This window comes from Okeania sp. SIO2F5, from assembly GCF_010692685.1.
Classification (GTDB): domain Bacteria; phylum Cyanobacteriota; class Cyanobacteriia; order Cyanobacteriales; family Microcoleaceae; genus Okeania; species Okeania hirsuta.
The window spans coordinates 1-13,956 of the sequence record NZ_JAAHGU010000006.1 but is presented as its reverse complement, the minus strand read 5'-3'; the positions used below and the strand labels follow the sequence as shown (position 1 = coordinate 13,956).

16 protein-coding genes and 1 pseudogene are annotated in these 13,956 nt (G+C 34.1%); 10 read left to right on the top strand and 7 right to left on the bottom strand.

The annotated features are described in order from the left end of the window. The first annotated feature begins 107 nt into the window (after nt 1-107). Together F6K27_RS03210 and F6K27_RS03205 are read left to right on the top strand one after the other, a co-directional pair. Nucleotides 108-524, top strand: coding sequence for a XisH family protein (locus F6K27_RS03210; protein ID WP_287273883.1), 417 nt, complete (start codon nt 108-110; stop codon nt 522-524). Then, nucleotides 512-841 (top strand): XisI protein, encoded by a 330-nt coding sequence (locus F6K27_RS03205; RefSeq protein ID WP_287273881.1) that lies wholly within the window; start codon nt 512-514, stop codon nt 839-841. Before F6K27_RS03210 ends, F6K27_RS03205 begins: the two co-directional genes overlap by 13 nt. A gap of 160 nt (nt 842-1,001) precedes the next feature. On the opposite strand, the gene F6K27_RS03200 is transcribed toward F6K27_RS03205, so the two are convergent. From F6K27_RS03200 to F6K27_RS03190, 3 genes are all read right to left on the bottom strand, one after another. Further along, nucleotides 1,002-1,397, bottom strand: coding sequence for a VWA domain-containing protein (locus tag F6K27_RS03200; RefSeq protein WP_375339651.1), 396 nt, complete (start codon nt 1,395-1,397; stop codon nt 1,002-1,004). Between the two features lie 356 nt (nt 1,398-1,753). Next, nucleotides 1,754-2,326, bottom strand: a complete 573-nt coding sequence (locus F6K27_RS03195; RefSeq protein ID WP_124146895.1) for a TerD family protein — start codon at nt 2,324-2,326, stop codon at nt 1,754-1,756. Between the two features lie 427 nt (nt 2,327-2,753). Next, on the bottom strand, nt 2,754-3,791 hold the full coding sequence (locus F6K27_RS03190; protein WP_287273880.1) for an ABC transporter substrate-binding protein: 1,038 nt from the start codon (nt 3,789-3,791) through the stop codon (nt 2,754-2,756). 275 nt (nt 3,792-4,066) lie between these two features. Here F6K27_RS03190 and F6K27_RS03185 point away from each other — a divergent pair, with 275 nt between their 5' ends. From F6K27_RS03185 to F6K27_RS03165, 7 genes and pseudogenes are all read left to right on the top strand, one after another. Next, nucleotides 4,067-5,311 carry a GTP cyclohydrolase II gene (locus tag F6K27_RS03185; protein WP_287273879.1) on the top strand — a complete coding sequence of 415 codons (1,245 nt, stop codon included), beginning with the start codon at nt 4,067-4,069 and terminating at the stop codon, nt 5,309-5,311. A 443-nt stretch (nt 5,312-5,754) separates the two neighbouring features. Next, a pseudogene (locus tag F6K27_RS33500) lies at nt 5,755-5,964 on the top strand (hypothetical protein); the annotation flags it as partial. A 123-nt stretch (nt 5,965-6,087) separates the two neighbouring features. After that, nucleotides 6,088-6,189 (top strand): tetratricopeptide repeat protein, encoded by a 102-nt coding sequence (locus tag F6K27_RS03180; RefSeq protein ID WP_287273877.1) that lies wholly within the window; start codon nt 6,088-6,090, stop codon nt 6,187-6,189. Between the two features lie 195 nt (nt 6,190-6,384). Then, complete coding sequence (locus F6K27_RS33495; protein WP_124146921.1) at nt 6,385-6,573, top strand: tetratricopeptide repeat protein; 189 nt, start codon at nt 6,385-6,387, stop codon at nt 6,571-6,573. Further along, nucleotides 6,545-6,997 (top strand): lipopolysaccharide assembly protein LapB, encoded by a 453-nt coding sequence (locus tag F6K27_RS03175; RefSeq protein WP_161564674.1) that lies wholly within the window; start codon nt 6,545-6,547, stop codon nt 6,995-6,997. The genes F6K27_RS33495 and F6K27_RS03175 overlap by 29 nt, the downstream gene beginning before the upstream one ends. Nucleotides 6,998-7,866: 869 nt before the next feature. Further along, on the top strand, nt 7,867-7,989 hold the full coding sequence (locus F6K27_RS03170) for a hypothetical protein (protein WP_287273875.1): 123 nt from the start codon (nt 7,867-7,869) through the stop codon (nt 7,987-7,989). A gap of 201 nt (nt 7,990-8,190) precedes the next feature. After that, entirely contained in the window at nt 8,191-9,243 is a 1,053-nt protein-coding gene (locus tag F6K27_RS03165) for an RNA-binding domain-containing protein (RefSeq protein ID WP_287273874.1), read from the top strand. A 704-nt stretch (nt 9,244-9,947) separates the two neighbouring features. Here F6K27_RS03165 and F6K27_RS03160 read toward each other — a convergent pair. From F6K27_RS03160 to tmpR, 4 genes are all read right to left on the bottom strand, one after another. After that, nucleotides 9,948-10,550 (bottom strand): hypothetical protein, encoded by a 603-nt coding sequence (locus F6K27_RS03160; RefSeq protein ID WP_287273873.1) that lies wholly within the window; start codon nt 10,548-10,550, stop codon nt 9,948-9,950. A gap of 623 nt (nt 10,551-11,173) precedes the next feature. After that, entirely contained in the window at nt 11,174-11,443 is a 270-nt protein-coding gene (locus F6K27_RS03155) for a hypothetical protein (RefSeq protein ID WP_287273872.1), read from the bottom strand. A 410-nt stretch (nt 11,444-11,853) separates the two neighbouring features. After that, nucleotides 11,854-12,300, bottom strand: a complete 447-nt coding sequence (gene queD / locus F6K27_RS03150) for a 6-carboxytetrahydropterin synthase QueD (protein ID WP_287273871.1) — start codon at nt 12,298-12,300, stop codon at nt 11,854-11,856. A gap of 72 nt (nt 12,301-12,372) precedes the next feature. After that, entirely contained in the window at nt 12,373-13,092 is a 720-nt protein-coding gene (tmpR, locus tag F6K27_RS03145) for a bifunctional dihydropteridine reductase/dihydrofolate reductase TmpR (RefSeq protein ID WP_287273869.1), read from the bottom strand. 373 nt (nt 13,093-13,465) lie between these two features. On the opposite strand from tmpR, the gene F6K27_RS34280 reads away from it, so the two are divergent. Next, on the top strand, nt 13,466-13,618 hold the full coding sequence (locus tag F6K27_RS34280; RefSeq protein ID WP_161564672.1) for a hypothetical protein: 153 nt from the start codon (nt 13,466-13,468) through the stop codon (nt 13,616-13,618). The last annotated feature ends 338 nt before the right edge of the window (nt 13,619-13,956 follow it).

Below are 13,956 nucleotides of genomic sequence, written 5' to 3'. Positions count from 1 at the left end.
TATATTGAGGATAAATATTGAATTTTCAAGGTTTCTTAAAAGCTTGCTCCTGCGGCTAGAGATAATAACTATTTATACTAATGTAATTGTGTTAATCATTAAATTCTGTGTCAGCCAAAGATATATTTCATCAATCCGTTTGTATCGCCATTGAAAAAGATGGCTGGAAGATTACTAACGATCCACTTTATTTGAAAGTAAATGACGTAGAATTTTACATTAACTTGGGTGCAGAAAGATTAATTGCAGCCGAAAAAGCAGGTCAAAAAATCGCCATAGAAATTAAATCTTTCTTAGGAGCATCAGAAGTCACAGAATTTCATCTTGCATTAGGACAAATCCTCAATTATAGGTTAGTCTTAAAACAGGAAGATTCTGAAAGGATTCTCTATTTAGCGATTCCTCAAGATACTTATGAAGATTTCTTTTCTCGTCAATTTATTCAAGATTCTTTGGCGGAATATAAAATTAAACTCTTAATTTTTGATTCTATCAAGCAGGAGGTCGTGTTATGGAAAGAATAGATTACTCTCAACTTATCCAAGATATTCTCACCGAACATTCAGTTAATGATGGAAAAAGTAACACAGAAATTCAACTTCTATTTGACACCAAACGCCATCATTACCAAGTCTTAAATATTGGCTGGAAAGAACAAAAAAGAATCTATGGTGTGATTATTCATGTTGACTTAAGAGATAATAAAATTTGGATTCAAAGAGATGGAACAGAAATCGGAATTGCTAATCAATTAATAACTGCTGGGGTTCCTAAAAAAGATATTGTCTTAGGATTTCATGCCCCCTATAAACGCAGTTTAACTGAATTTACTGTTAGTTAGTAATGATTACTATATAGACAATAAAAGTTGCAGTAGCCTGGTTTGAACACCAGACTATATTATACCAAATCCTGTGATCAAAAGGTCATCCTCTTTACCCCTGTTGCCTGTTGCCTGTTGCCTGTTGTCTGTTGCTTTACCCTTGTCATAAAATTCCTATCTAAAACTGCCAAAAAATTGGCTCAAAAGACGACCATTTTAACTGGTTTTGTGTTTCCTCTTCATCAGTAGTTGCCCCATCAGTGACAAACATTACATAAATGGGTTTATCTGCAGCAAAAGGAGAATTTCTACTATCGCCATTTCCCTCCGGAAAATAGAAATTTCTAATCATTTTCATGGCTTTGCCATAATAAGTTCCTGTTTCTAGAGGATATTCTTCTTCTATGTTAGGAATAAAATTTTGGAAGTTACCGAAAGTCATTTCTCCTACCCGATGAGAATGTTGTCCAAACAGAAAAATTTCTATAGAACCGTTATCATCGAACCTACGCTCTAGAGCTAATATTTTTTCTGCTAAAGTTTGAATTTTACCAGATGAATAAATGTAGGACATGGAGCCAGAAATACCTAGACAAAGTGCAACTTTAGCCTAATGATTTGTCAGATTTGCCTTGAGGATTGAAATGTCTGCTTTTTTAGCAAGATCGATTAATCTAGGAGCATCTCTTTCAATTTTTTCGAGAGATATGGGCATAATTTTTTACCTGATTAAATTTGATTAAATAAAAAAATATTCTTCATTGATTGCCAAATTCCTAAATTATTCTAAGTAGAGCAAGCTAAAAAAAAGACGTTGCATTTTTAATCAAAAAAACCATAAAGGCAATCAATATAAACTTTTGAGCTAATTTACAATTTGATACATAGCGCCCAAAATTTACCATGTTCTACTTAATAATATTAGCTGATTTAAGAGGCATATTTATCGACAAATCCTTGTAAACCAGAGTTATAACCTTGTCCGACAGCTTGGAATCTCCAATCATTATCTTTGCGATAAAGTCTGCCAAATTCTAGAGCTGTTTCTCGTGAAAAATCTTCTTCTAATTCATATTTAGCTACTTCTTCTTCGGTGGTAATATCGTAGATTCTAATAAAAGAATTTCTAACTTGTCCAAAGTTTTGTCTTCTGGCATCTGCTTCATGGATAGTCACTACAAATACTATTTCTTGAATAGCTTGGTCTACTATTGTTAAATCAATTTCTATTACTTCATCATCTCCCGAACCTTCTCCTGTTCTACTATCTCCTGAATGTTTAACAGAACTATCTGGTGAGATGAGATTATTGTAGAAAACAAAGTATTTTTCTGCTGGAATTTTTCCATTAGCTCCTAACATAAATACAGAAGCATCTAAGTCAAATGCTGACCCTGTGTCTGTAGTATTTATATCCCATCCCAAGCCAATACCTGCTTGCTTCAAATTGGGAGATTCTTTGGAAAGATTTACTCTTTCACCTTTGCTGAGATTAATAGACATAATTTACCTCTTGCGTCATCTTATTTGCTCATTTATATTATACAGTAAATACTATTGATAAAAATTAGTATATTAGGTGATAAACTGAGTATTTAACTATTTTGGGTTTGGTGATATTCATTTGTTGATATAATATTAATTATCCAGTATTTTTGACCGGATAATTAAGGTTTAAAGCCTCTGTTTTAAATAAGAAATTAATCAAACAAAACTCTGTTCACCAATCCTATAACTGTCAGGATAGGTGATGATTAATTATTAATTATTAACTAGCTATTAGCTTTTAGTATTTCCGTACCGGAATGCTCCGCAAACAGGATTCAGCTTTTAGAGCTAGGGGTTGAAATCCTCTTTCTGTTCCGGAATGCTCCGCAAATGCACACATTTACTGCTGACTGCTGACTGCTGATTGCTGATTGCTTTTTAATTACTGATATGCTTCTACTCCCTGATTAACAAATTGTAAAGTAAAAGCTTCTTTATAATTAGTATCTGGCTCAATTAATCCTGCTTCTACTACACTATCAAAGAATAATTTCCAGCGTTCGTCTGTCATAGCACCGATACCTTTTGTGGAAGCATCTCCAGAAATAATAATACCATATTTTTTCATTTTTTCTAAACTATAAGCTAATAAATCATCTTTCATTTCTGGGTTATCTTTTTTAATTAATTGATTTGCCGGTTCGGGATTTTCTAAATAACTATACCAACCTTTGATAGAAGCATGGACAAATCTCTGGACTAAATCAGGATTTTTTTCTAACATTTCTTTTGTTGTTTCTATAGTAGTCGCATAAGGTTTATAGCCAGCATCTGCTAATAACATAACTACTGGTTCAAAGCCTCCTTTTTGCTGGATTGTGAAAGGTTCAGATGTCAGATAACCTTGCTGAATTACATTTTTATCTACTAAAAACGGAACTACACTAGAATTATAAGGACGTCTCTGGTCGTCTGTATAACCAAACTTAGTTTTGAGAAATTGCCAATAGCCTTTTTCAGCTAAAGATGATACTAAAATCGGTTTGCCTTTTAGTTGTTCTAAAGAGTCATTTCCTACTCCTGGATGAGCAATTAATACTTGGGGGTCTTTTTGGAAAATAGCTGCAACTGTAATAGTAGGAATTCCTATTTCTACAGAGCGAATTGCTTCTAGACTAGACCCCATAAAAAAGTCAATTCCTCCCCCTACTAATAGCTGAGTTCCATTTACTTGAGCATTTCCCATTCTAATAGTAACTTCTAAACCATAATCTTCATAAATTCCTGTAGCAATTGCTTGATAAAAACCTCCATGTTCGCCTTGAGCATACCAATTAGTTCCATAGGTTACTTTGTCAAGATTTTTATTATTTTTAGCAGTAGAGTTGGAGTTATTAGGAGTAGCACAACTTGTTAATATACTGGTACTAATAGCGAGGCTACTATACTGAATAAATTGACGACGATTAATATAATTCATCAGAATCTATTTAACTTAATATTTTACTAGAGTTATTTAGTTGAGCAAAGTCACCAGAGAATAGGGGACAGGGATTAAACTGTGCCTCACACTTCTTAAATTAAAAGTGCTGTATTATTGGATAAATACTCACTTAATTATAGAACACTATGGCAATAGAAATTCATGTTGTTTGATTTTCATTAAAAGGTCTTGAAGTTGTTCTTTGTTACATTATGCTATGCTTGATTTTATTAAAATTAATGGCGTAATTATTATCTCAAAGTTAAGAAAAAATGGCAAAGCATAAACATATTGTATTAACATCTCATCCTGGTCCTGCCGACAAAAAACCAATTCCCGTGCAGTGGGGTGCTCAAGACCCCATAGAGCGAGGACCTGCGATTGGATCTTTGAGTAACCCTAACCATCGTAATGTCATTGGTACTCACTCCGGTTCTTATGCTGTTTATCGTGCCCTGGCGATCGCCTCTGGTAAACTACAATCAAATCACCGTGCTGATTTAACAAATACTTCTCCGGCAGCACATATTGGCCCCTATCCAAGCTGGTATGACCCCGATAAAATTGTCTGTCTCGATCCATTAGGGGCAGTGGTGGAAGAAGTATTTGCATCTTACTATGAACAAGGATACGATATCCGACCTACTATTGCAGTCACGAAGGCAAATATTAATATGCCAGAATTACAGGATGCTGTTGCCAGAGGTGTATTGAAAGTTGATGGCAATATTGTTAAAGATAATGGCAACTTGGTGGTAACGAAAGCAGCGATCGACCCAGTTTGGCATTTGCCTGGGGTAGCTAAACGACTGAATGTGGAAGAAAGTGACTTGCGTCGGGTGTTGTTTCAACAAATGGGTGGAATGTTTCCGGAATTGGTAACGCGCCCAGATTTACATTTATTTTTGCCTCCTATTGGTGGTACGACTGTATATATAGTGGGAAATGTTGCTGATGTTGCTGACCCCACGAAGAAACTTGCAGTCAGAGTTCACGATGAGTGTAATGGTTCGGATGTTTTCGGTTCTGATATTTGTACTTGTCGCCCCTATTTGGTGCATGGCATTGAGGTTTGTATTCAGACAGCGCAGGAGGGAGGTGTCGGTGTCATTGTTTATTTCCGTAAAGAGGGGAGAGGGTTGGGAGAGGTGACTAAGTTTTTGGTTTACAATGCTCGGAAAAGACAGGAAGGTGGCGATCGCGCGGATGCTTATTTTGCTCGAACTGAATGTGTTGCGGGAGTCCAAGATATGCGGTTTCAGGAAATGATGCCAGATGTTTTACACTGGTTGGGCATTACGAAAATTGACCGTTTCGTGTCGATGAGCGATATGAAGTATAATGCTATTGTTAATTCTGGGATTAAAATAGTTGAGCGCGTACCTATTCCTGATGAGTTGGTGCCGGAAGATGCGCAAGTGGAAATTGCTGCGAAGAAAGCGGCGGGTTATTATACAGATGGGGAGGTGCCGGATGAGACTATTTTATCAGAAATTAAAGGAAGGGAGTTGTCTTGAGAAGGCAAAAGTAAAAAGGCAAAAGACAAAAATCAGGGGTTGGTGATTAGGTAATGCCATTAAATATTTATGAACGGTACAATTATAGTTTTTTCATAGATATTTGAGACAAAAGCATTACGCATTCACCAATGCAAAAAATCATCTATGGTTGAGTTTGAGAATTTAGGAATGTTCTAAGTTTTGCTAAAGTTGAAGATTCTTTACCTTGGTTTGAAAAGGCAACACAATTAGAACCGAATAATATTAAAGTTATCAATAAATATGCTAATAGTTTAATCAAGTCAGACAGAATAGAAAATCCTTACCTTTATAGTGCTGTGCGCAGGCAACAGGCAACAGCTCCGGAAGGGGGAATAAAAAACCTATAATATAAGACTTTTAGCTATTGGACAGTTCTTGTAATTTGTAAATATGCCAGCGCACATTGCTATATTTGAAAAATCTCTGCGCCTAATAATGTTAAAACTATTACTAACTATGCTAGTGCTTTAATCAAATTAGAAAGAGTAGAAGAATCCTTACCTTTATTTGAAAAATCTCTACAACTTGAGCCTAATAATGTTAAAACTATTACTAACTATGCTAGTGCTTTAATCAAATTAGAAAGAGTAGAAAAATCCTTACCTTTATTTGAAAAATCTCTACAACTTGAGCCTGATAATGTCAAAACTATTAATAATTACGTTAATGGTTTAATAAAATTAGGCAAAAGTGTAGAATCTTTTCCTTTTTTAAGAGTATCTCTACAAGGCATTATTGACGATGCCAATTATTTGATAAAATTAGGAAAAACCCAAGAATCTTTGCCTTGGTTTGAACAAGCTTTGGAACTAGAACCTGATAATACTGATGTTATATCATGTCCGGATAATTAGTGATAAAAAAACTTTCTCCTTCTCTTCCCCTTTCTTCCTTCCTGACTTCTAACTCCTGACTCCTGACTTCTCCATCATTTATTTATAACTGTTCAACCGGACATGGTATTATTGTTAATTATCATTTTCTTTGTGGGTTTAATACCCCACCGTCTACACGGTGTTCAAAATTCCCAGGGATGAAATCCCCATGTAATTTTCCTCCTGTCTCCATCTCCTGTCTCCTGTCTCCTTCTTCAAGCTAAACTTTATTTTGAAAAAGCTCTAAAATTGGAACCTGATAATGTTAAAACTCTTACTAGCTATGCTATTGCTTTAATAGAATTAGGCAAATTTGAAGAATCTTGTAAATTTTTTGAGAAATCATTTAAAGTTAGAAGATAATAACTATATACGATACAAATATGCAACAGCACTAGAAGAATCAGGCCAATATCAACCAGCAATTGAACAACTAGAAAAAATTAATTTAACTGATTTATTACAATACCATGCCAATGTAATTCGACTAACACTAGGAAGACTATATTATTCTATTAAACAACCAAAAAAAGGCGGTCAATATTTCGATGAAGCAGTTGATAATTATGACGATCAAGAAAAAACTTTACTCTACAGTGCCAAAAGTATTTTAGCTAATAACTCTGATCACAAAAAAGCTATAGAAAAGCTAGACGAAATTGCTCAACACTCACCTCGTTATGCTGATGCTTTAAAAAAGTTAACTCTTAACTTAACCTCAGAAGAATATTTCGATATAATTGATCCCAAAATTAAGTTAGAAGATACGGAAATGCTTAACGAATAAATGTATCATAGTATCATAAAATAGGCAACGAAATTGCTATTTTAAAAAGTATTGCTTACCGTATTTTAAGGAACTATCAAGACAAAAATTTAATTTTAAATGACATTATTGAAAAAATTGAAAAATTAGTAGAAAAAATTGCCAAACGGAGATAAACACAACAATACAAAATATACAAAATTACTGAAGGTCATTACCAAGAAATCCTATCTGTTATTTCTAAAACTGCCCATGATATTTCTGACTTTTTCAATAATGAATTAGCAGTTATTAAGTCAAAAACTCGTCGGGTGATCCGTAAAATTGGTAGTGAATCTCAAAACTATTCCCAGTTTGAAAAACTTTGAACTCAACTAGAATTAACTGAAGCTGCTTTGAGCGATTTGAAAGCAATAAATAAAGGTATAGCTATTAAAAATAAACACTTTCTAGTGAAAAAAATATTTGAAAAATGGCAAGTTAATCCAAAAATTTAAAATACATAAATTCAATGATCAATTATTAATGGTGACTCAGAATCTTATGGAGATGAAGAAAAAATCAAAAGTTTTTTAAATGAAATGGTGGAAAATTCTCTAATATCATGTTCGGACAGGTCAGTTATAAATAAAATTTAAGGACTGACAATACCGACAGTACCAAATAAATACTGAAATTATCAATACCCCCAATACCAATATTTCCTCTTTTTCTCCTTTCTTCCCTCCTGACTCCTGACTTCCTCTCCTGGGAGGGGGAGGGGCGAGGGGTGGGTTGATTCCTGACTCCTCACAATAGTTATTTATAAGTATTCAACCGTTAGCGTAGCTCCCCCGGAGGGGGAACATGATATAAAACATAATTAATACCAACAACATTTAATTATCAAAATGAAATCTCAAGATATTATTAAAGCTAAAGGTATCATAGGTCAGAGTATACCTGGAGAAAAAAAATATTTATTAATAGAATTTTCTGACAATGGTAAAGGTATTCCTGAAAATCAAAAATAATGGATATTTAAACCCCTAATCACTACTTCCAAAAAAGGTCAAGGTAGTGGTTTAGGATTGCATATTATTCGTAGAACTCTATATGAAATTGGAGGTTATATTAAAGAAACCAGAGAAAATGATGTAATGTTTGAAATGTATATTACTTATGGTTATCGGTAGGAAAAGTTAAATCAAAATTCAAAAATAACAGGATTAACTATGGAAACAAAAAACGTTCATTTACTATTAGTTGAAGATAACCAAAATTATCTCGAAGAATTAATAGAGTTGTTAAAAGAAGACTTTGGTTATCAAAATATTGAAACAGCAGTTAGCGCTAAAGAAGCAACAGAAAAATTACAAAATCCTTTTGACATTATTGTTGCTGATATGCGTATGGAAGCAGATGATAGTGGTTTTGCTGTCCTAGAGGAAGTTCAATCTCGAAATCTTTCTTCTTTTGTGATTATCTTAACAGCAAATGATAGCGTAACTGACTGTCGCGATGCTTTTAAAAAAGGTGCTTGGGATTATATTTCCAAGAATATGAAAGGCGATGTTTTTGAAATTTTAGACAAGTCTATTAAAGAAGCAATTACTGATTTTAATAGTTGGGGTAACGTTAAAAATGACCGATGGATTGAAAAAAATAGAGAACACTTAGAAGACCAATATTGGGGGAAATATATTGCAGTTATTAATCAAACAGTCATAGAAGTAGCAGATACAGAAGAAGAACTGAATCAAAAAATTGAGGAACGAAAATTAAGAAGATTTTTAACGACTATTCGTAAAATAGACGAGTTTAAACCTATAGATGAATTGATTAAACAAGGGGAAAGCGATAGTTTAGAATTTAAAAGTACTTTACGATGGGATATTGAAAAATATCACAAAAATGAAAAGTTAAAATTTAATGTTTTAAAAACAATTGTTGTTTTTCTCAATTCTCAAGGAGGAACTTTATTAATAGGAGTTGAAGAGAATGGTAATATTTTTGGTTTAGAAAAAGATATTTCTTTCTTGGAAACTCTAGACAAATTTAAACAAACATTATCTAATTTTATTTATGACCGCATTAGAGCTGGTTTTCCTCAATATATTAAAGTCCGTATTGAAACTTTAGAAACCAAGGAAATTTGTATTGTTGATGTCAAAAGATCGCTAAAAAAGTCATTCCTTAAAACCGAAAAAGGTTTAGAATTTTATATTAGAGTAGGAAATACTTCAAGAGGATTAACTATTCCTGAAATTCACGATCATTTTTCCTAATTAGGGCTTGCTGATTAAATCTAAAAGTATTTACAGATAAAGGTTTTAGCCTTTTTTTGTTCAACAAAAGTGCCTGTTTTTCAGCTCTTCACACTTAAAAAGTTAGTATTTTAGGCGCATAGTTGGGCAGAAAAATCATTCTTACAATTCTTACTCCTACCTCCTCTAAATACCCATTTATCCTGTCTCCTGTCTTCCCCTCCTGGGAGGGGTTGGGGGTGGGTTGTCTCCTGTCTCCTACCCTCACCAATAAGACTTTTTCAGCAAACCCTAATTAGATGAAACAAATTATTATTCGTTTCCGACTATAGCAATATGAAATGATTGGTGAAAAAAAACTGTAGGGGTTTAGTCTTTTCATTCCATTTTTGCTTAGGCAAACTTTTTACCTATAAGCGAGAATGTTTCTACTCGTAACCCAATACTGTTCAGATAAGACCAAAACTCTTATGATATAGAACCATTAAATAAGATTTTCAGATTACAGAACTCAAAAAAAAATCTTTAACTGAACCGTATTTACCCGTAACCAATAACTTCTGACTTCTGATACCAATTCACTTTAAAGATGTCACAAATAATTTCAAACTTTAAATGTGAAATAATTTCCTCAAACTACTGTTTCGTCAAAGTCTTGAATTTATAAAATCTTACTTTTGACTTTTAACTTTTGACTTTTAACTTCCGTGAAACGGTATGACTTCCTAATTTTCTCCTTCTAAATATTGAGTTTCAACCGCTTGAGTTCTACTCATAAGTTTTTCCCCTGTTAAATATTGAGATTCAACTGCTGGAGTTCCACTCATAAACTTATTATCAGATTCAAGTGGCAATAGAATACTTGATGCTTCTTTAACCTCAGAAATTAAAGCTTGCCCACTACCATTAAATAAGCGAATAACTGCATAGGAAATCAACACTGGTGAAGCTAAAATTAAAGCAGCTATCATTCCCACAGGCGCTACTAATTGATAAACAATTAAAGCAGTAGGTTGAAATTCCTCATATTGGGAAAAAACGCGAGATAACCACCACACTAATAATGCCATTACCGCAAATCCGAAAAGAGTAACAATTGAAGGTACAATAAAAGATAAAAATACAGCCATTAGTGCAATTAAAGCACCCCAACCTTTAGCAACAATTTTCTCTGATAGGTCAGAAACCATAATCGTTCCATGGACAAACCAAATCATAAATCCAAATACTAATGTAATTGCTGACCCTGCCAAAAAAATGTTAACGCCCTTAATAAAAAGTTGTTTAATTTCATCGTTATTTAAGATAGGTTGTTTTTGGTTGACCATTTTTTTAATTCCCTAGCCTCTAACCTTTTAGTATACCTTATACTGCTCCCTCTAGATTTAACCAAGTAGATGGGTAAGTTTTTTGTGTATTTTCAAATTTTGCTGGAAAGTCGATTGAATAAAAATGCTGCCAGTTGTCAATTAAAAATGGAAAAATAAGTCTATAATTTTTCCAGGCGTTGCTGAAGAGCGTGTATGATATTAATATTAATTACTTAACTTAGGAGTCAACCCACCCGCGCGCCCCTCCCAGGAGGGAAAGTCAGTCGGACTTCCTCAGGAGGGAAGCAAAGAAGAAGAAACAGAAGTAGAAGGAGAAAGTTTTTTGCTCGCCCTCTTATCTGGACATGATATCATACCTCAAATCAGCAATGCCTTTTTCCAGTAAAGTGCTTATAGCGGTTTTCAAATATATAGATACAGTGGCCAAAGCATTCTCCTACTGTCTTCTTCCTACTGCCTACAGCAAAGCTGCCTACTCCCGCGCACCAAAAGAATTTTGGGGGTTGCACATTATGGAATGATATTACCAAAAATTAGTTTAGACTTTAACTAAAAAAAACCATTAATTAGTCATTCTAGCAATTATCAAATCCAAAATCATGTTCATCAAAAATATAAAATCATTCGTCACTGTGCAACGCCTTTTTTTCAGTATCGGCAAACTCTTTTAATGTTGTTGGTAAAACATATTTTTCTGAGTCTATCACAGTGACTTGAGTATAGCTGTACTTGCCTCGCAAATAAATTCCCCATAATATCCGAAATCCACCTAATAAAGATTTCATCTGTAAGTTTGTGAGCAAGGGATGTCTCCAAGGAAAACTTAAGATTACCAAGGCCAACACGGTAGTAGTGATACTAAGTAAAATGAGTATACTGAGTAATTTCATTTTGTTATTTATTTAATAGACATCTCCAATCATAAAAAATCAAATCAATTATCGTAGGTAAATCATCAATTATTTCCCCCTACTCCCTACTCCCTACTCCCTCTTTTCCGGAGAGTTCTAATAGTAATAATTTGGCAATCTTACCAATAATAAGTACCTGTGAAAAATTAATTTAATATTTACAGGACTTAAGCCTTTTTAGTTCTAAACACTATATATTTCTAAGGTTATATTTTTTGCCTACTACAAATAATTTAGTGTCTTTACCTAATATCATTTCCCCCCAATTACCCCTAATAAAATAGCAACTTCCATAACATCAAAAAAAATATTTTTTCATAAAAAAATAAATACACTCAAATTTATCACAACCAATTTAGGAGTAATAAATTAGTATAGCACTCCTAATTTTATAGAATCAAAAAATTACTTTTCCCTTTTGAATAAATACATTGACTCGTACAAGTTTCATCAATTCTAACTGCTACAAGTCCAGGAATTTTATTTTCTAATTGCTCATAAATCCATTTAGCGATCGCTTCACTGGTAGGATTAACTAAGCCTGTAGTTTCGTTTAAGTGATAGTGGTCTAAATAATCATCAAGCAGGGGTTTTAGATGTTTTTTTATATCTCCATAATCCATAATCATTCCCTGCTTTCCACCAGAATTTACTAATTCATTACCAGAAACATAAATAACACCACGCCAAGAATGACCATGCAATCTTGCACATTTACCATCGTGATTAGGTAGTTGGTGGGAAGCTTCAAATCTAAATTCTTTGCCTATTATCCAAGTTTCTGAGTTAGATTCAGTTTTTTTAATTTCTGGTATTTCCTCCTGATTAGAACTCATTTTTATTTTGCGTTTAAATAATCAGTAATATCAAAATATAAATTGTCAAAAATAGGGATGAAAAAATTATAACTACAAATTCCAGCCCCCAGAAACTTCTAAAACTTGCCCTGTAATATAATCAGAATTAGGGTTAATAAAAAACCAAACAGCATGGTTAATTTCTGGCAAAGTTGCTGGACGTTTAGCTGGTAATTTAGGAATCATTTCTTCTAAATCAAAAGAATTTTCGGCTATTCCTGGCGATACTACGTTAACAGTAATTTTGTCTTGAATTAGCTCTTGAGCTAAAGATTTAGTATAGATGATGATGCCTGTTTTAGCAATTATATAAGCTGTATTTGTCCGGCGTGCTACCACATTTTGGGCATGAGCACAAGCGAAGTTAACTATGCGTGCGCCATTAGCTGCTCTGAGATAGGGAAGTGCTGCTTGAGTAATATAAAAAGTGGCATTGAGGTTAGAATTAATAACTTCCTGCCACTCTTTTATAGATGTTTTGCTAATGGGTTTTCTGAGGTAGTTACCCACATTATTAACTACTACTGATAAACCACCCAGTTGTTTAGCTGAATTATCTACTAGAGATTTAGCCTGTTCGGGTTTGGTAACATCTGCTTGTAGGGCAATAGATTTTACTCCGTAGTTAGCTGCTTCTTGACTTGCTTGATTGGCTGCATCTGCACTGCGGTTATAGTGAAATGCTACATCAAATCCTTTACTGGCTAAATCTAGAGCGATTGCCCTACCTATTCCTACTGCTGAACCTGTCACGAGTGCTTTTTTGAGCATTGTTTTTAAGACCTAAATATAATCACCAGTCAATTTTAGGTTAATCATTTTGGCAAAATTTCATCAACCAACACCCAATGTTATAAGTAACTTGGACAGAATTAAATGTCGCCAAGGTAGCACTCCTCCAGTGCCCAGGAAACTAGATGGCTCATGTCATGCTCATGATTGTAGCAATTTGCTGTAGTGAGCCTCCATCTGGTCATATGCGATGGACACTCACTTTGCTCGTTTCGGAGCTAAAACGACGTGGAATAGTTACCGAAATCAGTAGATAAACAGTACGTCAGAGTTTAAAAAAAACCAACTGCGGCCTGGGAAGAAACAACGATATTGCATCCCGGGAAAAGACAGCGCCCGCTTTGTAGCTCAAATGGAAGTACTTCTAGATTTCTACATAGCTGAACACTCTGATGATCAACCATTAATTTGTATGGATGAAGCAGTCTTGGAATTAAAAGGGGATGTTAAACAATTAATTCCTATTCAACTAGGTCACGATGCGTTCATAGGATTATTACTATGAACACAATGATACTAGTGCCGCTACGCGGAAGTCAAAAGTCATGCATTCAAAAGCGAGTGTGTAATTCTGAGGTCCCCTCAGAATGTAAGACACACTCAAGACAGTTAAAAGTATTGATTGGTAAGACTTTTAGGATTTTGTAACTGGTTAGTTATTTCTGCCATCCTGCACTAGAGCTATATTTCTATTTGTAGACCCGATTCACGGTTGGCGACGAGTTAAAAGCTATGAACATCGAACTCGTATTGAGTGGGCAGAACAAATACGTAATCTACTATTAGTGGACTATCCAAATGCACGCAAGGTCAAGTTAGTTTGTGACAATCTTCACACTCATC

What these genes read in the sequence shown, in the direction of transcription:
- F6K27_RS03205 (WP_287273881.1), top strand. Translation starts at nt 512, where the DNA reads ATGGAAAGAATAGATTACTCTCAACTTATCCAAGATATTCTCACCGAA.
- F6K27_RS03160 (WP_287273873.1), bottom strand. Translation starts at nt 10,550, where the DNA reads ATGGTCAACCAAAAACAACCTATCTTAAATAACGATGAAATTAAACAA.
- F6K27_RS03155 (WP_287273872.1), bottom strand. Translation starts at nt 11,443, where the DNA reads ATGAAATTACTCAGTATACTCATTTTACTTAGTATCACTACTACCGTG.
- F6K27_RS03195 (WP_124146895.1), bottom strand. Translation starts at nt 2,326, where the DNA reads ATGTCTATTAATCTCAGCAAAGGTGAAAGAGTAAATCTTTCCAAAGAA.
- F6K27_RS03185 (WP_287273879.1), top strand. Translation starts at nt 4,067, where the DNA reads ATGGCAAAGCATAAACATATTGTATTAACATCTCATCCTGGTCCTGCC.
- F6K27_RS03170 (WP_287273875.1), top strand. Translation starts at nt 7,867, where the DNA reads ATGAAATCTCAAGATATTATTAAAGCTAAAGGTATCATAGGTCAGAGT.
- queD (WP_287273871.1), bottom strand. Translation starts at nt 12,300, where the DNA reads ATGAGTTCTAATCAGGAGGAAATACCAGAAATTAAAAAAACTGAATCT.
- F6K27_RS03165 (WP_287273874.1), top strand. Translation starts at nt 8,191, where the DNA reads ATGGAAACAAAAAACGTTCATTTACTATTAGTTGAAGATAACCAAAAT.
- F6K27_RS03200 (WP_375339651.1), bottom strand. Translation starts at nt 1,397, where the DNA reads ATGTCCTACATTTATTCATCTGGTAAAATTCAAACTTTAGCAGAAAAA.
- F6K27_RS34280 (WP_161564672.1), top strand. Translation starts at nt 13,466, where the DNA reads ATGGAAGTACTTCTAGATTTCTACATAGCTGAACACTCTGATGATCAA.
- tmpR (WP_287273869.1), bottom strand. Translation starts at nt 13,092, where the DNA reads ATGCTCAAAAAAGCACTCGTGACAGGTTCAGCAGTAGGAATAGGTAGG.
- F6K27_RS03190 (WP_287273880.1), bottom strand. Translation starts at nt 3,791, where the DNA reads ATGAATTATATTAATCGTCGTCAATTTATTCAGTATAGTAGCCTCGCT.